Source organism: Ruegeria sp. CK3, assembly GCF_056536565.1.
Genome location: NZ_JBQFPV010000004.1, coordinates 323088 through 346120, shown reverse-complemented (window position 1 = coordinate 346120; position 23033 = coordinate 323088). Strand labels below are relative to the sequence as shown.

Here is a 23033-nt window from a genome sequence, read left to right as displayed (position 1 = left end):
GCCCTACCCTTTCACGTACAGGGGTACCCGCTGAGCGAACTCGGCCCCTGAATGATCGCGGGCGACCAGACGGATGTTCCAGTTCCCCTTGCCCAGCGTCGCAGGCGTTGCATAGGCAAGCCCGTCAAATGTGAAGTCGGGCGAGAAATCATCGCGCACATGGGTTGCACGGCCCACAACGGCCTGTAAATCGGCGACTTGCACCGGCGCGCCGGTAGCGTCTGTGATGTGCAGGATCAGCAGACCGCCAGTGTTTTCAGCGCGTACTTCCCAACCCAAAGCTTGGTGTTCCTTCAGTCGGTCATTGAACTCCTGACTGGCGACGTAGGAGTTTTTGACCTCCAGCCCCGGGAAGGTTTTGACCGCGCTGTAAGCCAGGATCAGGTTCACCGTGATGATCACACCAAAGGCACATACGAACACCGCAAGGGCGTGTTTGCCGGTGAATTTCCGCTCGGACATGATCAGTTCCCTCGTCCGTTGAAGCTTGTGTCTTTGTAGGCGCGTTCACCGCTGTCGAGGTCCTCGACCCAGATCCGAACAGCAGACGTATCCGTAAGCGCAGGCCCCGTGTCAGGCGCCGCCGTAATGTAGACCCGCACCAGTTGCGCGGTATCAGGGGCCACAGTAACAGTTTGCCCGTCAACGCCTTCGATTTCCAGTAGCATGGCCGGATCGCCGGTCAGAGACAGATTGAACGGACGTTCTTCGCCATGTTTGTTGCGCAGGCGCACATCATAGGTGTTGCGGATCGTGCCATCCGACATCGTCACAAAGGTCGGATTGCGCACAGGCGCGACCGTCAGGTCGATATCAGACCGGATGAACAGCGCGAACAGCAGCGCGAACCCGACCAGAGACCACAGCGCGGTGTACATGATCGTGCGGGGACGCAGAATGTGTTTCCAGATATTCTTAGGTGGCTGACCTGCGCGTTCATGCGCCTCATCACTCAGCGCCATATAGTCGATCAAACCCCGAGGTTTGCCGATCTTGGCCATCATGTCGTCGCAGGCGTCGATGCACAGGGCGCAGGTGATGCACTCCAACTGCTGACCATCGCGAATGTCGATACCAACAGGGCAGACATTCACGCAGGCCATGCAATCGATGCAATCGCCCAGCTCGGAATCGGCCGTGCGTTTGCCTTTGCCGCGTGGCTCACCGCGCCATTCGCGATAGCCGACGACCAGGGTGTCCTCGTCCATCATCGCGGCCTGAATGCGGGGCCATGGGCAGGCATAGATACAGATTTGTTCACGCGCGAAGCCACCAAAAAGGAAGGTGGTGCCGGTCAGGATCAACATGGTCGTGTAGGCAACGGGGTGTGCGTTGCCGGTCACCAGATCACGCAGAAGGGTTGGCGCGTCGGCAAAGTAAAAGACCCAGGCCCCGCCGGTTGCGAGGCCGATCAGGAACCATGCGGTCCATTTCGTTAGACGCAAACGGGCCTTGCGGAGGTCCATCTTCTCTTGCCTATGCAGGCGCAAGCGGGCGTTGCGGTCGCCTTCAATCCAGCGTTCGACCAGAATGAACAGGTCGGTCCAGACGGTCTGCGGGCAGGCATATCCGCACCACACCCGGCCCAAGGCCGATGTGAACAGGAAAAGCCCAAGACCGGCCATGATCAGAAGGCCCGCAACAAAGTAGAATTCGTGCGGCCAAATCTCGATCCAAAAGAAATAGAAGCGGCGGTTGGCCAGGTCCAGCAGCACAGCCTGATCCGGCAGGCTGGGCCCTCGGTCCCATCTGATCCATGGGGTGACGTAGTAGATCCCCAAGGTCACAATCAGGATAATCCATTTCAGGTTCCGGAACGGACCTGAGACACGCCGAGGAAAGATAGGTTCTCGGGCGGCATACAAGCTGGGGGCGGGATCGGAATCGCTCACTGGCTGGCTCCAAGGATGGGTCTTATGGAAGTGTGTTCTTCCAGATCATGGACGCGCAAACATTGACATGGGTCAAAACGCGCATCGGACAAACACCTTTTACCGCGCGTCACCCGCCTGCCGCCTCAACCAGCTGACAAATGTCTTTACCGCCGGTCTTAGAGGCGTTTTGGCCGTCAAAACGTGGTATCCGCTGCTTTCAGGCTCAGTATGGAGCTCGACAAGGCGGCCCGCCTTGATGTCCTGCTCGACGAAATGTCGCACCGTGGCTGTGACACCCTGCCCTGCCCGCAGCCCTTCAAGCAGCAAGGTCCCCGGCAGCGAGATGCGCCGCCCCTGAGGCGGGTGATCCACCCCGCGTCTGGCCAGCCAGGTCGAGGCCTCGGTGGTGCCAAACTCTTCCAGCCAAGGCAGCTGGCTCAACTCTTCCGGTGTCCAATCCGACCGACCGCCCAGCAGGCTGGGGGCCGCAACCACAACAAAAGGGGTTTCCAGCAGCATTTCGCAGTCCACACCGGGCCACCCTCCGGACCCGTATCTGATCGCAACATCGACGCCGCCTGGCGTGAGTTCCACCAGATGCGGAGAAGGATCGATCGTCAGGCTGATTTCAGGGTATTTGGCCTGAAATTCCGGCAGTCGCGGCATCAACCACGAGGCGGCGAAGGTTGGTGTCAGCGACACATGAACCGGACGGGCGCCGCCTGCGCTCATCACCTCTTCCACGGCAGCGCCGATTGAACCGAACCCAAGCTGCACCGCACGCGCCAGATGCGCGCCTTCGGCTGTTAGGGAGAGGGACTTTCCGTCGCGCCGGACCAGAGCCACACCCATGTGCTTCTCCAGCACACGCAACTGCTGGCTTATGGCAGCATGGCTCACATTCAGCGCAGCACCTGCCTGCACCACACCACCCTTTTCGGCAAAGGCCGAAAAAGCGCGAAGGGACGAGAGCGGAGGCAGTTTCAACCAGTTCATATGTAATCCTAGCTTACATATGGAAATAGCAATTGGCTCGCATCCTGTACAGGGAAACATCATCCTTAACGCATACAGAAAACGCGAAAGGAAAGCGCCATGCTGAGTGTTTTTGCAAAATCATTCATGACCGCGACACGTATCAACGAGCACCATCTCAGGGACGCACCAAAACCAACCCGCAACAAAGCGCGCTGGTTGCCCGAACATCATTGGTGGAGGAAACACCCGCGCACGGTCGATCTTGAAGACCTTTGAAACGCGGTCTGTTCTGGATTGGCCAATGGCCCTATGATGGTTTTGGAAATAGGCACCGGCTGTTCAGGAAACGCGCGAACAGATGGAACAGCCGGTGCCGGGACCTGGGGGCAGCAAGCCGCCCCAAGGTATTCTTTTAGCCTTACTGACCGCCACCCAGTTGGTGGACATAGGCGGTCACGGCACGGATCTGCGCCTCGGTCAGGCGGGTATCCCACGGGGGCATCACGCCAAAGCGGCTATAGGTCACCGTTTCGGTCAGGGCCTCTTCGCTGCCGCCATAGAGCCAGATGGCATCCGTCAGGTTCGGCGCGCCCTGGAAGACGTCGCCTTTGCCGTCCTCGCCGTGACAGGCGGCACAATTGTCTTCGAAGACAACCTTGCCTGCCTGCGCGGCCGCATCATCGGTCTGCGCATTGGTCAGCGACATCACGTACTGAACCACCTGAGTGATCTCTTCGCCTTCGAGGAGCTCACCAAAGGCCGGCATCTCGGAGTACCGCGCATCGTCGCTTTCCTCGTTCCGGATCCCATAGCTGACGGTGAAATGGATATCCTCCATCGTGCCACCCCACAGCCATGCATCATCCAGAAGGTTCGGGAAGCCAGCCGCGCCCTGCGCGCCCGAGCCGTGACACTGTGCACACCAGGTGCGGAACACAGCGCTGCCTGCGTTGACGGCATATTGCTGCAACTCAGGGTCAGCCGAAATCTCCTCAAGCGGGGTGTCCACCAGCTTGGCATTCCACGGAGCGTTGGCCTCTTCGAACGAAACCAGCTCTTGCTGGACTTCGGCCCGAGATGACCAACCCATGACGCCTGCCGTTGCCGACTGAACCAGTGGCCATGCGGGATACATGATCGTGTAAATTACACCCCAGAAGATCGTGGCGTAGAAGGTCCACAGCCACCAGCGGGGCATCGGATTATCAAATTCTTCGATGCCGTCCCAGCTGTGACCGGTTGTATTCGGGTCACCCGGCTGTTTTTCAGGTGTCTTAGTCATTTCCGCGCCTCCTCGGATGTGGCGGGTTGGTCTTGCTGCGGTGCGGGTGCATCAACGTGCCGGAAAGGGATGTTGGCGGTGTCGCTGTATTCCTTGCTGGCGCCTGGGCGGAACACCCAGACAATGATGCCAACAAAGAAGGCGAACAACAGAAGCAACATCCAGCTATCTGCGAACTGCCTCAGGAGAGTATATTCTTCCATTGCACCCTCCCTCAGCGGTTTGCGTCAGGCGTGAAGGTCGAGAAGTCGACCAGCGTGCCCAGCATTTGCAGATAGGCGATCAGCGCGTCAGCTTCGGTCAGGTCGGATTGACCATCGAAGTTGCGGACGTTGACCTTGTCACCGTAACGCTCCAGCAGCCCGTCATAGTCACTGTCGGGATCGGCCTGAGCGCGGAAGTCAGCTTGCGCGTTCTCCAGCATCTCGTCGGTGTAAGGTGTACCGACCACCGCATTTGCCGCCATGATGTCGCCGATATACTTGCCATCGATCTTGCGGTTTTCGAGGAAGCCATATTTCGGCATCACCGATTCCGGCACCACTGATTGCGCATCGCGCAGGTGGCGAACATGCCAATCGTCCGAGTAACGGCCGCCGACACGTGCCAGATCAGGTCCGGTCCGCTTGGATCCCCACTGGAACGGGTGGTCATACATCGACTCAGCCGCCAGCGAGTAATGGCCATAGCGTTCGACCTCGTCCCGCATGGGACGGATCATCTGGCTGTGGCAGACATAGCAGCCTTCGCGGATGTAAATCTCACGGCCCGCCATCTCGAGAGGGGTGTAAGGGCGCATACCCTCCACCTTCTCGATAGTGTTCTCAAGATAGAACAGCGGGGTGATCTGAACGATGCCACCGATGGTCACGACCAGAAAGCTGAAGATCAGCAGAAGGGTCGCGTTGGTCTCAAGCACTTTGTGTTTGTCAAGAATTGCCATTGCTCCGGCCTCCTTTATTCAGCCGGGACTGCGACGGTCAGGCTGGCCTCTTTAGCCGGCGCCTTGCGCACAGTCATCCACAGGTTGTAGCACATGATCACCGAGCCAGCGAGGAACAGAACCCCACCCAGACCGCGAACCACATACATCGGGAACTTGGCGGCAACGGTGTCAGCGAACGAGTTCACCAGGAAGCCGTTGGCATCCACTTCGCGCCACATCAGGCCTTCCATGATACCGGTGACCCACATCGACGCGGCATAGAGAACGATGCCGATCGTCGCGAGCCAGAAGTGCCAGCTGACCATCTGCAAGGAGTACAGACGCTCACGCTTCCACAGGACAGGCACCAGATAGTACAGCGCACCAAAGGTGATCATGCCGTTCCAGCCCAGCGCGCCCGAATGTACGTGACCAATGGTCCAGTCGGTGTAGTGGCTGAGCGAGTTCACCGCACGGATCGACATCATCGGACCCTCAAAGGTGGACATACCGTAGAAGCCGACCGAGATGACCATCATACGGATGATCGGGTCGGTGCGCAGCTTGTCCCATGCGCCCGAGAGCGTCATCAGACCGTTGATCATACCACCCCAAGACGGCATCCACAGCACGATCGAGAACACCATGCCCAGCGTCGAGGCCCAGTCGGGAAGCGCGGTATAGTGCAGGTGGTGCGGACCGGCCCAGATATACAGGAAGATCAGCGCCCAGAAGTGGATGATCGACAGCTTGTACGAGAATACGGGACGTTCGGCCTGTTTCGGGATGAAGTAGTACATCATGCCCAGGAAGCCCGCAGTCAGGAAGAAGCCCACAGCGTTGTGGCCATACCACCACTGGATCATAGCATCCTGTACGCCCGACCAGACGATAACCGATTTCGAACCCCAGATACTGACCGGGATGGTCATGTTGTTGACCAGGTGCAGCATCGCAACGGTCACGATAAAGGCAAGGTAGAACCAGTTGGCCACATAGATATGCGGCTCTTTCCGTTTGATGATCGTGCCCAGATAGACAGCCAGATAGGCGACCCAGACGACGGTCAGCCACAGGTCCACATACCACTCAGGCTCGGCATATTCCTTGGACTGCGTGCCACCCAGAACATATCCGGTTGCTGCCAGAACGATGAACAGCTGATAACCCCAGAACACGAACCATGCCAGGTTTCCGCCCCACAGACGCGCCGCGCTGGTGCGCTGCACCACGTAGAACGAGGTCGCAATCAGAGCGTTGCCCCCAAAGGCAAAAATCACCGCTGAGGTGTGCAGCGGACGCAACCGCCCAAAGTTCAGATAGCCTTGCGCCCATTCGAAGTTGAGCGTTGGAAATGCCAGCTGGAACGCAATAAAAGTTCCCGCCAGGAACCCGACCACGCCCCAGAAGGCAGTTGCGATCACGCCGTAGCGGATCACGCCGTCCATGTACTCGCCGGAGCGATCGACAAGAATATCTGGCTCATCCGTGTTTCGAAGCGTCCAGATGAACAGACCACCGGCGATGATCATCACCAGTATCGCATGCACCTGATACGCCAAATCGCGTGCATAATTGGACCCGATCGCGGCAAACAGCACGACCAGACCAAGCACGATCAGCTTGATGTAATTCGACATATTGCGTCCCTTTACCCTGCCCTGCGCGATTTACGTGCCGCACAGAACCTTTTTGACTGTCCACCGTAATGTAGAAGAACACCCTCTGCCGCTTTGATCTGAGTCAAGACAATCCGTTGTTTTCTGTGACACCCATTGTCAAGTGGAGGGGCGCTGGTCGCATTGGATCGGCTGCTCGAAAGACGAGGTCGATATGGCTTACAAATCAATTCTCACCATCATGACGGAAACTACGAATGCGCAGGCAGCGTTGTCTCAGGCAGCGGCATTGGCCGAAGCGCAGGATGGTCATGCCGAGGCCCTGTGCCTGGGCGTCGATCGCAGTCAGACAGGGTATTACTACGCCGGGGCGAACGCACTTATCCTTCAGGAAACCCTCAGCCGGGCCAATGCCGAGGCCGATGAACTGCTAAGCTATGCCGAGGATTTTCTGGGAAAAACCGGTGTGCGGTGGTCGGCCGAAAACGGAGTCGCCCAGATCGCGGACATTGGACGCCACGTTGCCCATCGGGCACGGTTCTCGGATTTGGTTGTCCTACCGCACCCCTATGGCGAAGGGCGCGGTGCCGAAGCGGAACCGATTGTCGAAGCCGCCATGTTCGAAGGTCACGCTCCGGTCATGGTCGTCCCGAACGCGGGGCAACCTGTTTCGAAGCCTAAAAACATCATGATCGCGTGGAACGAAAGCGTCGAGGCTATGCGTGCGGTGCGCTGCGCCCTGCCATTTCTGAAAGATGCCGATCTGGCACGTATCGTGGTGATCGACCCGCCACGGCATGGGCCCGACCGCTCTGACCCAGGTGGCATGCTGTCCCAGATGCTCGCGCGGCACGGTGTCAGGTGCGATATCGAAGTCCTCAGCAAAACCATGACACGGGTGTCTGACATTCTGAACCGCCACGCTACGGATACGGAATCAGATATGATTGTCATGGGCGCCTACGGCCATTCCCGCTTTCGCGAAGCGATCCTTGGCGGTGCTACGCGCAACATGCTGGAACAATCCGCTGTACCGGTCTTCATGGCACACTGATCGCGTCCTGAACCAAAAAAAGCCGCCCTGCGGGGCGGCTCGATCGCTTTGGTATGTGACTGGCGGGTGGCGTCTAAACGAGGAAACCTCCGTCCGAGTCATCTCCGGCCTCTTCCATAAGGCGACCCAGATCGGGGATGGTCACGTGGCGCTTGCCTTCCAGCACGATAACCCCGTCCTTTTTCAGGGCCGATATCTGCCGGCTCACCGTTTCCAGCGTTAGACCCAAATAGTCCGCCATCGCCTCACGCGTCAGCGGCAGGTCAAACACGAGCGGGCCTGACAGCCCTTTCTGCGTAATCGACGCATCCCTGCGCGCGATGATCGAAAGCAGGCTGGCGATCTTCTCCCGCGCCGTCTTGCGGCCCAGAACAAGCATCCATTCCCGCGCGGCGTCCAGCTCATCCAATGTCATCTGCAAAAGACGATGCGCGATATGAGGGGTCTCACTCAACAACCCTTCGAACGGCTTCTTGCGAAAGCAGCACATCACCACATCTGTGGTGGCCTGAACGTCATAAGGCGCAGAATCACGCCCCGGTCGCCCGACAAAATCACTGGGCAGCAGCAGACCCACCATCTGGGTCCGCCCGTCCTCCATCGTCTGGGTCAGAGACGCGATACCCGAGACGACCGAGCCGACAAAGTTCATCTGATCGCCGGACCAGATGATCGTCTGACCCGCTTCGAAACTGCGATAATATTTAATCTCTTCAAGGGACTGCAGCTCATCCGCATCACACCGGGCGCAGACGGCCCGATGACGAATCGGGCATTCGTCACAGTTGGAATGATCAAACTTTATCTCTACTGACATTCGCTTTCCTACTTGATCTCTATCAAAGCAACCAAGACTTGGGTCCCTTAAAGGTATCTCCATGATAGATAAATCACAATTGGCAAGGCTTGGACTTTTTGACGCGAAGGTGCCTCGCTACACCAGCTACCCGACCGCCCCCCATTTCAGCAATGACGTGGGGGCTGATCTTTTTGGTGACTGGATCGCCCGGATCAAGCCGGGCAGCGCCATTTCGCTTTATGTCCATGTCCCCTTCTGTCGGCGTCTTTGCTGGTTCTGCGCCTGCCGCACGCAAGGTACACAAACCGACAGCCCCGTGGTCGCATATGTGGACGTACTAAAGGCCGAGCTTGACCTGCTGGCCGCGCGCCTGCCCGAGGGGGTGGTTCTATCCCGCCTGCATTGGGGCGGCGGCACCCCAACCCTGCTGAATGCCGACCTGATGCGCGATCTGGCGCGCTACATTCTGGATATCGTGCCGCTGGGACCGGATGCCGAGTTCTCGGTCGAGATCGACCCAAATGAGATTGACGAAGCGCGGCTGGATGTCCTCGCCGAAGCGGGCATGAACCGCGCCTCAATCGGGGTGCAGGACTTCGATGACGAGATCCAGAAAACCATCGGGCGCATCCAAAGCTACGACACCACGCGGGATGCGGTGGATATGATCCGCGCACGCGGGATCACCAGCCTGAATGCCGATATCCTGTTTGGCCTGCCGCACCAGACCAAAGCGCGGATGACCGAAAGCGTTCAGAAGCTTCTGTCGCTCAGCCCGGACCGCGTCGCGCTCTATGGCTATGCCCATGTGCCTTGGATGGCGAAACGGCAGCAACTGATCCCGTCCGAGGCTTTGCCAACACCCGAGCAGCGCCTTGACTTGTTCGACACCGCCCGCCGCCTGTTCATGTGGGACAACTACGCCGAGATCGGAATCGACCACTTCGCAACGCTAGAGGACGGGCTGACCAAAGCGTTGAAAGCGGGCCAACTGAAACGCAACTTCCAGGGCTATACCGATGATCAGGCCGAGGTTCTGATCGGCGTCGGTGCAAGCTCGATCTCGCGCTTTCCTCAAGGCTACGCACAGAACAACCCCGCGACCTCGGCCCATACCAAGGCAATCCGCGACGGTCAGTTCTCGACCTCGCGTGGGCATTTGTTCAAGGGACAGGACGTGCTGCGTGCCCGCTTGATCGAAGCGTTGATGTGCGATTTCCGGATCGACTCCGCCGAGATCCTGCGCGGTTATGATGTATCCAGCGCAGAGCTGAACAAGATGTATGCCGAGGTGAACGCAAGATTTGACGGCCTTTTGCGAGTCACCGAAGACGGGCTGTTCATCCCGCCCGAGGCGCGTGCCCTGACCCGAATTATCGCCCGCAGCTTCGATGCCTATGACCTGAGCAAAGCCGGACATAGCTCTGCGATCTGACCTTGAGCAAGCGGCCCGGTTTTCGGCGGGCCCAAGCCGATCCCGAACGGGGGCTTGACGCAAGGCTGGTGTTTTCTCCACACTCAGGGCGTGGGTCTTCGATCAGGTCCACAGCCCGAGGCAGGCAAATCCGCAGACAGACCGTGCCAACGCATTTGCGCAAGGCAGCCCCTTTCGTGCAGCCACTCTGCAACCTGAAAGAGGGACAGCACATATGCGCGTTTTTACCGTCCTAGGCCCCAGTCAATCGGGCAAATCCACTCTGGTCGAGGCCATCAGCCGCCTCGACGGGCGCCCCACGACATTCGACATTTCCGGAACCGTGCATTTGCACGGTTTTTCTTATTTGGACGAACCGTGGTGCGCGGTTGACGTGGATGGCGGCGGCGATGCGCTGGCTTATGTTGGACCAGCCATGGCGATCTCGGACGCCGCCGTGGTCGTCGTCCCGCCAGACCCCGATGCCGCCGTTCTATGCGCGCCGTACCTGCGGCTGGTGGAAGAGGCGGGCATCCCTTGCTTTCTATTCATCAACCGAATGGACAACCCCAACGGCCGTATCCGCGACATCATCGCGGCCTTGCAGACCTATTGCACCCATCACATCGCCTTGCGGCAGGTCCCGATCCGCGACGGCGATACAATCATTGGCGCGGTCGATCTGATCTCGGAACGCGCGTGGAAGTACCAAGAAGGCCAGCCCTCGGCCTTGATCGAACTGCCTCAATCCGTCGAGGACCGCGAACAGGAAGCCCGCACTGAATTACTGGAAACGCTTTCGGATTTCGATGACCATTTGCTGGAGCAACTGATCGAAGACAAGCAGCCCCCCAGCGCCGAAATTTACGATCTGGCCGCTCAGGTCCTGCAAAATCACCAGTTGATTCCGGCCTGCCTGGGGGCCGCGCAACATGGCAATGGGCTCACCCGCTTGATGAAAGCGCTGCGACACGAAGCGCCCGAATTCGATATCGCTGCCGGGCGAGATGAGGCCGCGGACAATGCACGCGCGATTGCGGGCTTTGCTGATGTGAAGAAACATATCGGCAAGATCACCGTGCTGCGCGGGCTGGGCGATGGCGTCAAAGCGCATGAGGCTTTGGGAGGCGAAACGGTCGGCAATTTGACGAGCCTGGACGCCAAAACACAGATCGGTGCGTTGGAGGCCGGACAGATCGGGCTTGCGGTCAAGTCTGATCACCTCAACCCCGGATACATCTATGACAGCCGGTCGGCTACGCCGCTTCCGGATTGGGCGTCTTCGCACCCAGTTGCGCACCGGCAGGTCGTCTCACCCGCGCATGAGCGCGACGACGTGCGCCTGTCTAACGCCCTGAGCCGTTTGGTCGAGATCGACCCGGGGTTGCATATGGTACAAGACGAGCTGAGCGGACATTCCGTACTCGGCTCTCAGGGTCCACAACACATGCGGCGCGTGACGGCCAAGCTATTGGAGGATTTCGGGATCGAGATCGAAACCGACCCCGTCGAGACCGCCTATCGCGAAACCATCCGTACGCCGGTCGAACATCGCCACCGTCATCGCAAGCAATCGGGCGGCGCCGGACAATTCGCCGACGTTGTGATCTCGGTCGCGCCTCTACCCCGTGGCTCGGGCTTTCAATTCGAAGAGGTTGTGAAGGGCGGCGCGGTGCCGAAGAACTACATCCCATCCGTGGAGCACGGGGCCAAGGACGCGTTGGAACAAGGCCCCGAAGGCTTCCCGGTCGTGGATGTCAAAATCACCCTCAGCGACGGCAAACACCACAATGTCGACAGCTCGGACTACGCGTTCCGGACGGCGGGCAAGAATGCGGTGCGTGAGGCACTGCCGCAGGCCAAGCCCGTGGTACTGCAGCCGATTCTCACGGCCGAGATTCATCTGCCGTCAGATTTCGTCGGAGATCTGGTTCCCACGATCAGTTCGCTGCAAGGGCAGGTATTGGGGTTCGAGGGCAATCCGAATGCCTCAGGTTGGGAAATCTTCAACGCCCAACTTCCGGCCGTGGCGCAAGATGAGTTGCACCGAACTCTCGCCAGTGCCACGCGGGGAACGGGGTGGGTCAATCTGAGCTTCGATCACTATGAAGAGTTGCGCGGACCGGTCCCCAAATCCGCCGATCGCGAGAAAGCCAGCGCTTGAGGGAAACGCGAGGCGGGCCTTAGCCCGCCGCCGCAATAAGTTCACGGGTGTAATCTGTTTGCGCATTTTCAAACAAATCCTCGGATGCGCCCATCTCGACCACGTCGCCGTTGCGCATGACGATGACCTTGTGAGACATCGCCCGCACAACTTTCAGGTCGTGACTGATGAACAGATACGCCAAACCGTATTTCCGCTGCAGATCGCGCAAAAGGTCAACGATCTGAACCTGTACCGTCATGTCCAGCGCGCTTGTCGGCTCATCCAGAACCAGTAGTTTCGGACGCAGCACCATGGCCCGCGCAATCGCAATCCGCTGACGCTGCCCGCCCGAAAACTCATGCGGGTAGCGGTCCATTGAGGCCGGGTCCAAGCCCACCTCTGTCATCACCTCGGCCACCAGCTCGCGCGGGGCGCGATGCGGGTCGACGTTGTGAATAGAGAGTCCCTCGGAGATGATCTGCTGGCATGTCATACGTGGGCTCAGGCTGCCGAACGGGTCCTGAAAAACGATCTGCATGTCCTTGCGCAGGCGCCGCAATTCTCGCGTGGACCAGCGGCGCACATCCTGATCGCGGAAGGTGATCCCACCCTCGGACGCGATCAACCGCATGATGGCCAGCGCCATCGTCGTCTTGCCCGAGCCACTTTCGCCGACAATCCCAAGGGTTTCCCCGGCCCGCACGCTAAACGTTGCATCGTTGACGGCTTTTACATAGCCGACCGTGCGTTTCAGAAAACCGCGCTGGATCGGGAACCAGACCTTCAGGTGATCTGTCCGGGCGACCTCTTCCGCGTCTGCGGCGACGGGGTCGGGGTGTCCTGAAGGCTCGGCCTCCAGCAGTTTGCGCGTGTAGGGGTGCTGTGGGTTGTTGAAAATCTCAGCCGTGATTCCGGTTTCGACAATCTCACCGTCTTTCATCACGCAGACCCGGTCGGCGATCCGACGCACGATGCCAAGGTCATGGGTGATGAACAGCATCCCCATGTTCTCGGATTTTTGCAGCTCGGCCAATAGTTCGAGAATTTGCGCCTGAATGGTCACATCCAAGGCGGTCGTTGGTTCATCCGCGATCAGAACATCCGGTTTGTTGGCCAGCGCCATGGCAATCATCACACGCTGTCGCTGCCCGCCCGAAAGCTGGTGCGGATAGCTATCCAGACGATCCTCAGGGTCGCGAATGCCAACCTTGTTCAGCAACTCCACAATTCTGTCGCGCGCGGCATCCCCAGCCAAGCCCTGATGCAGAGCCAGCGATTCCGCCATCTGCTTCTGGATCGTGTGAAGGGGATTGAGCGAGGTCATCGGTTCCTGAAAAATGAAGCTGATATCGTTGCCGCGCACCTCCATCAGCTTGTCCTCCGACGCCCCGATCATCTCGGCCCCGTCGTATTTGACCGAACCTTCGACCATGGCGCTGTCGCCCAGCAGCGACACGGTCGACAAAGCCGTCACCGATTTTCCCGAGCCAGACTCACCCACCAGAGCAACCGTTTCCCCCCGATCCACGGTGAAGGAGACGCCTTTGACCGCAGCTGATACCTCGCCGTCCTGGCGGAACGAGACCTTGAGGTTGTTTACATCCAAAAGGCTCATGAGAAGGTCTTTCTGGGATCAAATGCATCGCGGACGCCTTCGAAAATGAAGACCAGCAGCGACAGCATGATGGCGAAGGTGAAAAAGGCGGTGAAGGCCAGCCACGGGGCTTGCAGGTTCTGTTTGGCCTGCAAAGTAAGTTCGCCCAGCGACGGGGCTGAGGATGGCAAGCCAAAGCCAAGGAAATCTAAAGAGGCTAGCCCGCCAATCGTGCCAGTCACGATGAAGGGCATGAAGGTCAGCGTCGCAACCATCGCATTGGGCAGCATGTGGCGGAACATGATCGTCATGTTACCCACGCCCAGCGCCCGCGCGGCGCGCACATATTCCAGATTTCGCGCCCGCAAAAACTCGGCCCTCACAACGCCCACAAGTCCGGTCCAACTGAACAGGATCATCAGAGCCACCAGAAGCCAGAAACTTCGGCCCAGAATGGCGAACATAATGATGATGACATAGAGCGACGGGGTCGCGGACCATATCTCGATGACCCGTTGAAAAATCAGGTCGAGCCAGCCACCGAAGAAGCCCTGAATGGCCCCGGCGAAAATACCGATCAGGCTGGCCACACCAGTCACCATCAGCGTGAACAGGATCGACAGGCGGAAACCATAAATCACCCGCGCCAGCACGTCCCGTTTGGTATCATCCGTCCCCAGTAGGTTCTGACCATTCGGCGGCAAGGGGGCCGCACCAGGGCGATCGACACTGGTGTTGTAGGAATAAGGGATTAGCGGCCAGATCGCCCAGCCGCGCTCGAACCCTTCGGCCTGATAAGTCCCTGCCTCGATCTGCTCGATGATACCTTCGGGGTCGTCGAAACAGTCCTCGATCCCACCACTGTCGATCAGGCAGCGGACCTCAGGGTCGCGATAGATCGCCTCGGTCTGGAAATCGCCGCCAAATTCAGTTTCGGGATAGAAGTTAAAAATCGGCGTGTAGAATTGACCACGATATTGCACGAGGATCGGTTTATCGTTGGCAATGAACTCGGCGAACAGGGACAGGCCGAACAGCACCGAGAAGATGATCAGCGACCAGAAAGCGCGGCCATTGCGTCGGAAATTGCGCCAACGCCGTTGGTTCAAGGGAGAAAGCGCCATTTACCCCTCCCGCTTTTCGAAATCGATGCGTGGGTCGACCAGCACATACATCAGGTCGCTGATGATACCGACAACCAGCCCCATCAGACCAAAGATAAACAGAGTGCCAAAGATCACCGGATAGTCCCGCGCCACGGCGGCCTCGAACCCGAGGCGACCCAGACCGTCCAAAGAGAAGATCGTTTCAATAATGATCGAACCGCCAAAGAAGACACCAATGAACACCGCCGGGAAACCCGCAATCACGATCAGCATCGCGTTGCGGAAGACATGACCATAGAGGACCTTGCGCTCCCCCAATCCCTTGGCGCGAGCAGTCATGACATATTGCTTCTTGATCTCATCCAGAAACGAGTTCTTGGTCAGCAGCGTCAGCGTCGCAAAGGCCGAAATGGTCAAGGCAATGATCGGCAGCGCGATATGCCAGAAATAGTCGGCGATCTTGCCCAAAAGGCTCAGGCTGTCCCAATTGTCCGAGGTCAGCCCTCGCAGAGGGAAGATCTGCCAGTAGGATCCACCGGCAAACAGCACCAGCAGCAGGATGGCAAATAGGAAACCGGGGATCGCGTAGGCCACGATAATAGCGCCGCTGGTCACGGTATCGAACCGCGACCCATCTTTGACTGCTTTGCGGATGCCTAGCGGAATCGAAACCAGATAGGCGATCAGCGTCGACCATAGGCCCAGCGAGATCGACACGGGCATCTTTTCCAACACCAAATCAATCACGCTTATCGACCGGAAATAGCTCTCGCCAAAATCGAGCGTCAGATAGTTGCCCATCATTCCAAGAAAACGCTCAAGCGGCGGCTTGTCGAAACCGAATTCCTTTTCCAATTCGGCAATGAACTCCGGAGGCAGGCCGCGCGCACCCACATATTTGTCGTCGAAGACACCGCCTGCAGGCTCGGACCCTGCACCTGCGTCTCCACCCCCAGCGAAGCCCGCGAAGACATCGCCCTGTCCTTCGATCTGAGCTATTATTTGCTCAACGGGTCCACCCGGAACAAACTGCACCAGCGTGAAGTTGACAACCATTATGCCCAGCAAGGTCGGGATGACCAAAAGCAGGCGTCTTAGAATATAGGCGCCCATTTTACCGCAGCGCGCCTTTTGCCTTCAAATCGGCTTCTTTCTCGGGGTTGATCCACCAAAGGTCCAAATGACCTAACGAATAGGGCGGCAGGTTCTCAGGGTATTCGTACATGTCGTAATAAGCTGTCCAGTAGTCCGCGATGTATCCCACGGGGATCACGAAAAACTCATACCTCAGGGCACGATCCAAAGCCATAAGTGCTGCGTCCTGATCAGCCTGATTGTCGGTTTCAAAAGACGCTTCAATAATCGCGTCGACCAACGGGCTTGCCAGGCCAGCGGGATTGAACAGGCTAAAGGCTGCCTCTTCGGACCCATACATCTGGCTCAATCCGCCGCCGGTCGACAGGAACGACCCATACCGCGTGGAATAGACCATATCGTAGTCGCGCTCTCGGCTACGCAATGTGTATTGTGCCGGATCAACCTTTTCCGCAGATGCATCTACACCCAATGCCTGAAGGTTCTGAACGTAGGTTTCGATCATCGTCGCCGTCGATGTCGGCAAGTTCGAGGGGTAAGGGATATTCACCTTCAGCGTCTGCCCTTCGGCATTGCGACGCACGTTACCTTCGCCCACGGGCCAACCCGCCTCGTCCAACATCTTCGACGCTTTGCGCAAGTTGCGCCGGTCGTTCAGGCGCGCCGGGTTGGATTCATGCGCAACGACGACATCCTCGGATATAAAATCGGCTGGGACGACATCGCCAAGCGTTTCCAAGAAGGCCAGCTCTGGGCCCGCTGGGGTGCCCTGCGCTTCAAGCGGTGTGCCTTGCACAAAAGAGTTGCGAGGTGAATTCAATCCAAACAACAAGGATTCGTTTGCCCATTCAAAGTTGAATGCCAGAGCCAACGCTTTGCGGACGTTCTTGTCTGCGAATTGCGGCTTGCCGAGATTGAACACAAAACCAGACGGTGTCGGCGGGCTGCCATCCATGATTTCGTCGCGCACAACGGAACCTTCTGTCAGCTTGGGGAAGTCATAACTTGTCGCCCAGAGCTTGGGATCGCTCTCGATCCGCATCGTATACTCACCAGCCTTGAAACCTTCGAACGCGGCAGTCTGGTCAGCAAAATATTCGACGCGAATAGTGTCAAAGTTGTTGCGGCCTACGTTGAATGGCAGGTCTTTGCCCCAATAGTCGTCGCGGCGCTTGTAGACGATACGGCGGTTGATGTCATAACTGTCCAGCTTGTATGGACCCGAACCGACCGCCACTTCCAGCCGAGGTTCATCCAGACGACGCGACTCGTCGGCTTCAAACCACGCTTTTGAGAAGACAGGCGTCGATCCTACGGTTTCGATCAAGCTACGGCGCGTGACTTCTGGGTTGAACGTGAACCTCACAGTGTGATCGTCTAGCGCCTCGGCCCCGGTGACCATGCGCCCGACAGCCTGCGCGTAAGACGGCAGGCCCTGCTCGATGAACAAACGGTGGCTGTAAACAACGTCTTCAGCCGTGACCGGTGTTCCATCCCAGAACATGGCCTCAGGGCGCAAGTTGAAAATGACGTAGTTGCGCCCTTCGTCGTACTCGAGGCTTTCCGCCAGAACACCGTAGTACTGACCGACGCTGTCATCCGCGCTTTCAAACAGGCGGTCATATTGGATTGTGGTTAACGCTCCGCTCCGACCCTTTCGTGAGTAAGGATTCAGCGAGTCAAAGGTTCCAGACGCTGCCAGTGACATCTCACCGCCCTTGGGAGCGTCGGGATTGACGTAATTCAGATGCGGATAGTCCGCCGGGTAGTCCAGATTTCCAAAATAGGAGTACCCATGACTGGTTGTAACATTTTCATCATTCGCTTGGGCGACCTCGGCTGATCCGAGCGTTACGGCGACCAACCCTAAGACCACCCCCCAATGCCGAATACTGATGTCGCGCGCAGCAGGCAGGAGGGGTTTCATATGGCTCATCCTCTGGATTGTTGTCGTCATCTATGTTTGTTCCGCCAGCTAAATCGCCAGTCCTGGCTGATTCAAGTTTAGAATGCGTGAACGCTTTGTGAAGATTTTCGACATAAAAAAAGCCGCTGCACAAGGCAGCGGCTTTGGGTTTTTTCACAAACGTGATGGCAATCAGTTGCCGATGGTTTGCAGATAGGCAATCAGGTCAGCGCGTTCTTGAGGCTTTTTCAGGCCGGCAAAGCTCATGGATGTACCCGAGATATATGCGTTGGGTCTTTCAACGAAGGCATCAAGCGCTTCGGGGGTCCAGTTGCCACCATGCGCCTGCATCGCCGCCGAATAGCCGGTGAAGCCTTTGGCCGACGCAACGGGCCGGTCTACAATGCCGTATAGGTAGGGTCCGGTGCCGTTCGCACCGTCTTCCAACTTGTGGCAAGCAGTACATTTGCGGAAAACTCTGGCGCCCTTTTCAGGGTCTGCGGCGGCCAGCAGGTCTTCAAAGACCACCTCTTCGCCATCGGCGCTTTCACCCGAGCTTTCGGTCTCGATGATGTAGGCAGCCTGTGCATCCCCATGGCCCCCATGCGAATGGTACAGGATGTCACCACCCCATTTGGCAAGAAGCAGCACAAGGAACGTGCCGAACAGGCCCGCAGCGGCCTTGGTAACTGTCATCGTGTCGAACATTGATCGCTAGTCCATTTCAGCTGTCTGAAAAGGTGTCTAAGGCTTCCACTTGCGAGAGGCAAGGTATAGACACCGCGACGAAACGCCCAATTTTGTAACTTGTTGCACGGGACCGACCAAATGACCAAACGCATTGCCTTTCAAGGCGAACCCGGCGCCTACAGCCACGAGGCCTGCCGCAACGCACGCCCGAAAATGGAGGCGCTGCCCTGCCGGACTTTCGAGGATGTGATCGAATCGGTTCGCTCCGGCGCGGCCGATCTGGCGATGCTGCCGGTCGAGAACACGACCTATGGGCGGGTGGCCGATATCCACCGGCTGTTGCCGCATAGTGGTCTGCAGATCATTGATGAGGCCTTCGTGCGCGTCCACATCAACCTGTTGGCTGTGCCCGGCGCGACGCTGGACGACATCACCGAGGCGCATTCCCATCTGGTCCTGCTGCCTCAATGCGCGGGGTTCCTGCGCCAGCACGGTATTCACGGACGGGTCAGCCCCGACAACGCCCGCGCCGCGCGCGAGGTATCCGAGGCGGGTGAAATCCATTCAGCCGCTCTGGCCAGCGAACTCGCCGGAGAGATCTACGGCCTGAACGTCCTCGCCCGCCATATCGAGGATCATGGCGACAACACCACGCGTTTTCTGGTCATGTCACCCAAGGCCGACCTGTCGCGTCGGGGCGAGCATGGCATGATCACCAGCTTTGTCTTTCAGGTCCGCAACATTCCTGCGGCGCTCTATAAGGCGATGGGTGGGTTTGCGACCAATGGGATCAACATGACCAAGTTGGAAAGCTACATGGTCGATGGCTCGTTCACCGCGACCCAGTTCTATGCCGATATTGTCGGGCATCCGGAAGACCGGAACGTGCAACTGGCAATGGACGAGCTTGAGCATTTCACCACCAATGTGGAAATACTTGGCGTCTACCCGGCAGCCCAGCCACGCGGCTAGGCCCGCGCTTCAGGTAAATGTGAGTTTAAGCGCCATGCCTGTGGCGCTGCTCCAGTTCTCGGGCGAATTCCGCAAGGCGCATTTGAAAGCGTTTGCGAAACCGCGCTTGGCCCAGCTTCATCGACTGCAGCAGCAACCGCGCCGGCAGGGACTTGGCGCTGAGTGACAGGTCCACACTCAAGCGGGTCCGACGCTGAGACAGGGCCATAAAGTCAACCACCGTAACCCCGGTCATGCCCTTGCCCGTCGCCTCGAATCGCATTTGCGAGGGGTGGTCGCAATCGGTCAGCAGTACGGACATCTGGCGGGGTTTGCCGCGCAGCTTGAACTCGGTCTCCCACGCCGTGCCTGCGGAGGGTGCGACCCCGCCAGCGGTACGGCGCACGTCAACGCCACGGCGCATCGCCATGCGTTCGAACCGATCGAAATCGGCAACCATGTCAAAAACCGAGTGGATGGGAGCCTCGATATCTTCGCGCGCTGAAAACTGCATGTGGGCCTTTGCTGCTCGTTCTTTCCGTTTAGTGTTTCTTTAGTCCAGTGTATCTGCAAGCCAGTTCCGCAACAGGAAATGGGCAATCGCCCCCTTGCGAGCGGGCAGCAGGCGCGGATGCTCCCCCGCGAAGGCCTGCATCATCTCGGATTTGCTGACCCACATTGCCTCTTCAATCTCAACCGGGTCGATCTGGATGTCCCGAGACAAAGCTTCGCCGGCACAGCCGAACATCAGCGACGCCGGAAATGGCCAGGGCTGGCTGGACAGATAGGACACGGCGCCCACGGGAACGCCCGCCTCCTCCATCACCTCGCGCCGCACTGCAGATTCGAGTGTCTCGCCCGGCTCGACGAAACCTGCCAGCAACGAGAACATGCCCTCAGGCCATCCCGGCGAGCGCCCCATCAGCACGCTGTCGCCATGGGTGATCAACATGATCACAACCGGGTCGGTGCGTGGGAAGTGTTGGCCGCCACAAGCCGGGCAACTGCGCTGCCATCCGGCTTGCGATACGTCGCTTGGCGCGCCGCAGCGGGCACAGAAGCGGTGCGTCTCGTGCCAGCCGATCACCGCCTTGGCTGTCGCCGAAAGCTCGGCATCGCGGGCGGATAGGCGCGTCATGATCCGACGCAGCTCGGCAAACACATGGCCCTCAGGCAGATCGGGATGTTGTTGCTCGGACGGATCGATGAAATTGCCCAAGCTCGCCAGATCCAGCCCCTCGGCCTGCCATTCAGAGATATCTGCGGCAAACATCGCCGCCCCGTCATCGGAGCAGCCCAGCAAGATCGGAGCCTCAACCACACCACCGGGGCCATTGGCGACCAGAGGATGCGCCATATTGACCAGCCCCAACCGATCCAGAGCCTCGCCCTGCACCAGCACTTTTCCACGCCACAGCAACAGGCAGCGGGCGTTTGGATCTTGGGCCGCTTCGGTCAGCTTGTCCGCGTCTCCCCGCAGATGGGCCGCACGCTCAAGGCCTGAGCTGCCGAATGTCACGTTTTCTGCGTTTTTCATTGGGGTCCCCTCGGCCTTTTGCGCCTAGGGCTGCCATGTCCGCGCAGGTGTTGCAATGTCAATTCGCTACTGCGGCATATCGACAGGTGTCACCGAAACACCGCATGACCGCCTCGGATTTTTCACTTATTTGTCCTCTTGGTAAATTTTCTTAACTCTCATAGCGCAAAAGTAGACAACCGAACGTGACCGCAATCTCCCCGCGCATGAAAGACGCGCAGGACGCCGGCGTGCATATCCGCATTCTGGCAACCACCGATCTGCACATGACCCTGACCGGGTTCGACTATTATGCGGACAAAACGGACCCGATCATCGGGCTGACGCGTACGGCGTCGGCGATCCGAAACGCCCGCAAACAGGCCAAGGGTGCCTTGACCCTTCTGTTCGACAATGGCGACGCGCTGCAAGGAACGCCGATTGGGGACTGGGCGGTGGAAAACGATGGCCCGCACCCGATGATGCAGGCCTTCAAAGCACTGGAATATGACGCGATCGGCTTGGGCAATCATGATTTCGGGTTCGGGCTGGATGTGCTTGAACGCGTCATAGGCCAAGCCCCTTGCCCCGTGATTTGCAGCAACCTGACCTATGTGGACGACCAGCAGCCCTGGCTGCGCAGTGTTGTTCTGACCCGGTCCATTGCGCAGGGAACTCCGGTTCGAATCGGCGTGCTTTCCGTGCTTCCGCCTCAAACCACAATGTGGGAGGCGCATCATCTGAAAGACAAGGTCATTGCCGAAGATATCCTAACCGCCGTCCGAAGAACGGCTGAGGCGTTGCGTGCGCATGACTGCGATCTGGTCGTCGCTCTGGCGCATTCGGGGTTGGAGCAATCGGCAGCTCAGCCGGGATTTGAGAACGCCGTCGCCCCCCTTGCCAAGATTGCGAGCATTGACGCGATTGTTGCCGGCCACACACATCTCACACTGCCGGGCGCAGCCCATCAAGGGCTTGACGGCGTTGATGCCGAAAATGGTCTGGTCCACGGCACACCTGTGGTCATGGCCGGGTCCGCTGGGTCATATCTGGGGGTCATAGACCTGCACATCACCAAGGCACCCGAGGGGCGCTGGCAAATCACGGATCACCACTGCAGCCTGGTCGCCACAGCCGATGAGGTCGAAGACGAGGACCTGAGCGAGATGTTCAAGCCCGCTCATCTGGCCACGCGCAAGATGATGGCCGAACCTGTCAGCCATACCACGCAGAGCCTGCACAGCTATTTCAGCTTCTGCGCGCCAGATCGAGGGCTGGCCCTGGTCGCGGCGGCACAAGCGGCGGGTTTGCGCCCGTTCCTGCACGGCACCGCCTTCGCTGGAGTTCCACTTCTGTCAGCAGTGTCTCCTTACAAATTCGGCGGACGCGCCGGGCCGAGGAACTACACAGACGTGCCTGTGGGTGAGATTTGCCTGCGACACGTCGCTGACCTGCATGTTTTTCCCAACGAATTGCGCGCCGTCGAAATCACTGGCGCGCAACTGCGGGATTGGCTTGAAATGTCGGCGGGTGTTTTCAATCGGATCCACCCAAACACCCAAACCGAGTTAACCGATTCCCACCGGGCGGGGCATAACTTTGACGTGGTGTTTGGTGTGACCTATCAGATCGACTTGTCCAGCCCGGCGCGGTTCGACAGCAACGGCACCCTGACTGATCCAACTGCCCGGCGCGTCCGCAACCTGCGCTTTGATGGGCAAACAATCCGCGACGACCAGAGCTTTGTCGTCGCCCTTAACAACTACCGCGCCAGCGGCGGTGGGCATTTCCCTTTCGTCGCGCACGCCGAGAACATTCCGCTGCCGTCCAGGGATATCAAAGAGATACTGCGTGACTACCTGTCAGATCGCCTGCCCGCAGACCCTCTGGATCAGGCTCCTTACCCGTTCTCCTTCGCTCCAATGAATCGTGCGCACACGATCCTCAGAACCGGCAGCGGAGCGTTGAAGTATTTGCCTGAGCTCAGCGCTTACTCCCCTGACTTGCTAGGGCGGGATACCGATGGCTTTGAAAGGATACGACTGACTTTGTGACGGGTTGTCATTTTCACATCGTTTCCCTAT

General features: G+C 58.5%; 21 protein-coding genes. 6 read left to right on the top strand and 15 right to left on the bottom strand.

From position 1 onward, the window contains the following. Nucleotides 1-3: 3 nt before the first annotated feature. From ACR0C3_RS07565 to ACR0C3_RS07555, 3 genes are all read right to left on the bottom strand, one after another. Nucleotides 4-462 (bottom strand): FixH family protein, encoded by a 459-nt coding sequence (locus tag ACR0C3_RS07565; protein ID WP_170375399.1) that lies wholly within the window; start codon nt 460-462, stop codon nt 4-6. A 2-nt stretch (nt 463-464) separates the two neighbouring features. After that, nucleotides 465-1892 (bottom strand): cytochrome c oxidase accessory protein CcoG, encoded by a 1428-nt coding sequence (gene ccoG, locus ACR0C3_RS07560; RefSeq protein WP_419738938.1) that lies wholly within the window; start codon nt 1890-1892, stop codon nt 465-467. Between the two features lie 99 nt (nt 1893-1991). Continuing rightward, nucleotides 1992-2870, bottom strand: a complete 879-nt coding sequence (locus ACR0C3_RS07555) for a LysR family transcriptional regulator (RefSeq protein ID WP_480757933.1) — start codon at nt 2868-2870, stop codon at nt 1992-1994. Between the two features lie 126 nt (nt 2871-2996). Between ACR0C3_RS07555 and ACR0C3_RS07550 the strand changes: the two genes are divergently transcribed. After that, entirely contained in the window at nt 2997-3128 is a 132-nt protein-coding gene (locus tag ACR0C3_RS07550) for a hypothetical protein (protein WP_480757932.1), read from the top strand. A gap of 142 nt (nt 3129-3270) precedes the next feature. Here ACR0C3_RS07550 and ccoP read toward each other — a convergent pair whose 3' ends face one another. The 4 genes from ccoP to ccoN are packed head-to-tail and all read right to left on the bottom strand — an operon-like array spanning nt 3271 to nt 6699. Beyond that, nucleotides 3271-4134, bottom strand: coding sequence for a cytochrome-c oxidase, cbb3-type subunit III (ccoP, locus tag ACR0C3_RS07545; RefSeq protein ID WP_170375407.1), 864 nt, complete (start codon nt 4132-4134; stop codon nt 3271-3273). Further along, nucleotides 4131-4337, bottom strand: a complete 207-nt coding sequence (locus ACR0C3_RS07540) for a cbb3-type cytochrome c oxidase subunit 3 (protein ID WP_170375409.1) — start codon at nt 4335-4337, stop codon at nt 4131-4133. The genes ccoP and ACR0C3_RS07540 overlap by 4 nt, the downstream gene beginning before the upstream one ends. Before the next feature lie 11 nt (nt 4338-4348). After that, nucleotides 4349-5077: a cytochrome-c oxidase, cbb3-type subunit II gene (gene ccoO / locus ACR0C3_RS07535; RefSeq protein ID WP_170375411.1), complete on the bottom strand. Its 729-nt coding sequence runs from the start codon at nt 5075-5077 to the stop codon at nt 4349-4351. A 14-nt stretch (nt 5078-5091) separates the two neighbouring features. Beyond that, the gene (gene ccoN / locus ACR0C3_RS07530) at nt 5092-6699 is read right to left on the bottom strand and encodes a cytochrome-c oxidase, cbb3-type subunit I (RefSeq protein WP_170690605.1); all 1608 of its coding nucleotides are present in this window, start codon (nt 6697-6699) and stop codon (nt 5092-5094) included. Between the two features lie 193 nt (nt 6700-6892). Between ccoN and ACR0C3_RS07525 the strand changes: the two genes are divergently transcribed. Next, on the top strand, nt 6893-7732 hold the full coding sequence (locus tag ACR0C3_RS07525) for a universal stress protein (protein ID WP_170690606.1): 840 nt from the start codon (nt 6893-6895) through the stop codon (nt 7730-7732). A 73-nt stretch (nt 7733-7805) separates the two neighbouring features. Here the strand turns inward: ACR0C3_RS07525 and fnrL are convergent, their stop codons facing one another. Next, nucleotides 7806-8549, bottom strand: coding sequence for a transcriptional regulator FnrL (gene fnrL / locus ACR0C3_RS07520; RefSeq protein ID WP_170375417.1), 744 nt, complete (start codon nt 8547-8549; stop codon nt 7806-7808). Between the two features lie 61 nt (nt 8550-8610). On the opposite strand from fnrL, the gene hemN reads away from it, so the two are divergent. Further along, complete coding sequence (gene hemN, locus ACR0C3_RS07515; RefSeq protein ID WP_480757931.1) at nt 8611-9966, top strand: oxygen-independent coproporphyrinogen III oxidase; 1356 nt, start codon at nt 8611-8613, stop codon at nt 9964-9966. 214 nt (nt 9967-10180) lie between these two features. Beyond that, nucleotides 10181-12109 (top strand): elongation factor G, encoded by a 1929-nt coding sequence (locus ACR0C3_RS07510; RefSeq protein ID WP_480757930.1) that lies wholly within the window; start codon nt 10181-10183, stop codon nt 12107-12109. A gap of 19 nt (nt 12110-12128) precedes the next feature. On the opposite strand, the gene ACR0C3_RS07505 is transcribed toward ACR0C3_RS07510, so the two are convergent. The 5 genes from ACR0C3_RS07505 to ACR0C3_RS07485 all read right to left on the bottom strand — a co-directional run bounded on the left by ACR0C3_RS07505 (nt 12129) and on the right by ACR0C3_RS07485 (nt 18500). Further along, nucleotides 12129-13706: an ABC transporter ATP-binding protein gene (locus ACR0C3_RS07505; protein WP_170552547.1), complete on the bottom strand. Its 1578-nt coding sequence runs from the start codon at nt 13704-13706 to the stop codon at nt 12129-12131. After that, on the bottom strand, nt 13703-14809 hold the full coding sequence (locus ACR0C3_RS07500; protein ID WP_170552545.1) for an ABC transporter permease: 1107 nt from the start codon (nt 14807-14809) through the stop codon (nt 13703-13705). Before ACR0C3_RS07500 ends, ACR0C3_RS07505 begins: the two co-directional genes overlap by 4 nt. Beyond that, nucleotides 14810-15904, bottom strand: coding sequence for a microcin C ABC transporter permease YejB (locus tag ACR0C3_RS07495; RefSeq protein WP_170460207.1), 1095 nt, complete (start codon nt 15902-15904; stop codon nt 14810-14812). It lies immediately after the preceding gene. A 1-nt stretch (nt 15905) separates the two neighbouring features. Beyond that, nucleotides 15906-17813 carry an extracellular solute-binding protein gene (locus ACR0C3_RS07490; protein ID WP_480757929.1) on the bottom strand — a complete coding sequence of 636 codons (1908 nt, stop codon included), beginning with the start codon at nt 17811-17813 and terminating at the stop codon, nt 15906-15908. A 171-nt stretch (nt 17814-17984) separates the two neighbouring features. After that, a complete protein-coding gene (locus tag ACR0C3_RS07485) occupies nt 17985-18500 on the bottom strand; it encodes a c-type cytochrome (protein WP_170471271.1) in 516 nt (171 codons plus the stop codon). Nucleotides 18501-18620: 120 nt separating this feature from the next. Here ACR0C3_RS07485 and ACR0C3_RS07480 point away from each other — a divergent pair, with 120 nt between their 5' ends. Next, nucleotides 18621-19454, top strand: coding sequence for a prephenate dehydratase (locus ACR0C3_RS07480; protein WP_480757928.1), 834 nt, complete (start codon nt 18621-18623; stop codon nt 19452-19454). A gap of 25 nt (nt 19455-19479) precedes the next feature. On the opposite strand, the gene ACR0C3_RS07475 is transcribed toward ACR0C3_RS07480, so the two are convergent. Together ACR0C3_RS07475 and nudC are read right to left on the bottom strand one after the other, a co-directional pair. Then, entirely contained in the window at nt 19480-19947 is a 468-nt protein-coding gene (locus tag ACR0C3_RS07475) for an SRPBCC family protein (RefSeq protein ID WP_480757927.1), read from the bottom strand. 39 nt (nt 19948-19986) lie between these two features. Continuing rightward, nucleotides 19987-20970: an NAD(+) diphosphatase gene (nudC, locus tag ACR0C3_RS07470; RefSeq protein WP_480757926.1), complete on the bottom strand. Its 984-nt coding sequence runs from the start codon at nt 20968-20970 to the stop codon at nt 19987-19989. Nucleotides 20971-21155: 185 nt separating this feature from the next. Between nudC and ACR0C3_RS07465 the strand changes: the two genes are divergently transcribed. After that, entirely contained in the window at nt 21156-23003 is a 1848-nt protein-coding gene (locus tag ACR0C3_RS07465; RefSeq protein ID WP_480757925.1) for a bifunctional 2',3'-cyclic-nucleotide 2'-phosphodiesterase/3'-nucleotidase, read from the top strand. Nucleotides 23004-23033: the final 30 nt, after the last annotated feature.

What these genes read in the sequence shown, in the direction of transcription:
- ACR0C3_RS07485 (WP_170471271.1), bottom strand. Translation starts at nt 18,500, where the DNA reads ATGTTCGACACGATGACAGTTACCAAGGCCGCTGCGGGCCTGTTCGGC.
- ACR0C3_RS07525 (WP_170690606.1), top strand. Translation starts at nt 6,893, where the DNA reads ATGGCTTACAAATCAATTCTCACCATCATGACGGAAACTACGAATGCG.
- ACR0C3_RS07505 (WP_170552547.1), bottom strand. Translation starts at nt 13,706, where the DNA reads ATGAGCCTTTTGGATGTAAACAACCTCAAGGTCTCGTTCCGCCAGGAC.
- ACR0C3_RS07565 (WP_170375399.1), bottom strand. Translation starts at nt 462, where the DNA reads ATGTCCGAGCGGAAATTCACCGGCAAACACGCCCTTGCGGTGTTCGTA.
- ccoO (WP_170375411.1), bottom strand. Translation starts at nt 5,077, where the DNA reads ATGGCAATTCTTGACAAACACAAAGTGCTTGAGACCAACGCGACCCTT.
- ACR0C3_RS07540 (WP_170375409.1), bottom strand. Translation starts at nt 4,337, where the DNA reads ATGGAAGAATATACTCTCCTGAGGCAGTTCGCAGATAGCTGGATGTTG.
- ACR0C3_RS07550 (WP_480757932.1), top strand. Translation starts at nt 2,997, where the DNA reads ATGACCGCGACACGTATCAACGAGCACCATCTCAGGGACGCACCAAAA.
- ACR0C3_RS07490 (WP_480757929.1), bottom strand. Translation starts at nt 17,813, where the DNA reads ATGAAACCCCTCCTGCCTGCTGCGCGCGACATCAGTATTCGGCATTGG.
- ACR0C3_RS07510 (WP_480757930.1), top strand. Translation starts at nt 10,181, where the DNA reads ATGCGCGTTTTTACCGTCCTAGGCCCCAGTCAATCGGGCAAATCCACT.
- hemN (WP_480757931.1), top strand. Translation starts at nt 8,611, where the DNA reads ATGATAGATAAATCACAATTGGCAAGGCTTGGACTTTTTGACGCGAAG.
- ccoP (WP_170375407.1), bottom strand. Translation starts at nt 4,134, where the DNA reads ATGACTAAGACACCTGAAAAACAGCCGGGTGACCCGAATACAACCGGT.
- nudC (WP_480757926.1), bottom strand. Translation starts at nt 20,970, where the DNA reads ATGAAAAACGCAGAAAACGTGACATTCGGCAGCTCAGGCCTTGAGCGT.
- ccoN (WP_170690605.1), bottom strand. Translation starts at nt 6,699, where the DNA reads ATGTCGAATTACATCAAGCTGATCGTGCTTGGTCTGGTCGTGCTGTTT.
- ACR0C3_RS07475 (WP_480757927.1), bottom strand. Translation starts at nt 19,947, where the DNA reads ATGCAGTTTTCAGCGCGCGAAGATATCGAGGCTCCCATCCACTCGGTT.
- ACR0C3_RS07480 (WP_480757928.1), top strand. Translation starts at nt 18,621, where the DNA reads ATGACCAAACGCATTGCCTTTCAAGGCGAACCCGGCGCCTACAGCCAC.
- ACR0C3_RS07555 (WP_480757933.1), bottom strand. Translation starts at nt 2,870, where the DNA reads ATGAACTGGTTGAAACTGCCTCCGCTCTCGTCCCTTCGCGCTTTTTCG.
- ACR0C3_RS07495 (WP_170460207.1), bottom strand. Translation starts at nt 15,904, where the DNA reads ATGGGCGCCTATATTCTAAGACGCCTGCTTTTGGTCATCCCGACCTTG.
- fnrL (WP_170375417.1), bottom strand. Translation starts at nt 8,549, where the DNA reads ATGTCAGTAGAGATAAAGTTTGATCATTCCAACTGTGACGAATGCCCG.
- ACR0C3_RS07500 (WP_170552545.1), bottom strand. Translation starts at nt 14,809, where the DNA reads ATGGCGCTTTCTCCCTTGAACCAACGGCGTTGGCGCAATTTCCGACGC.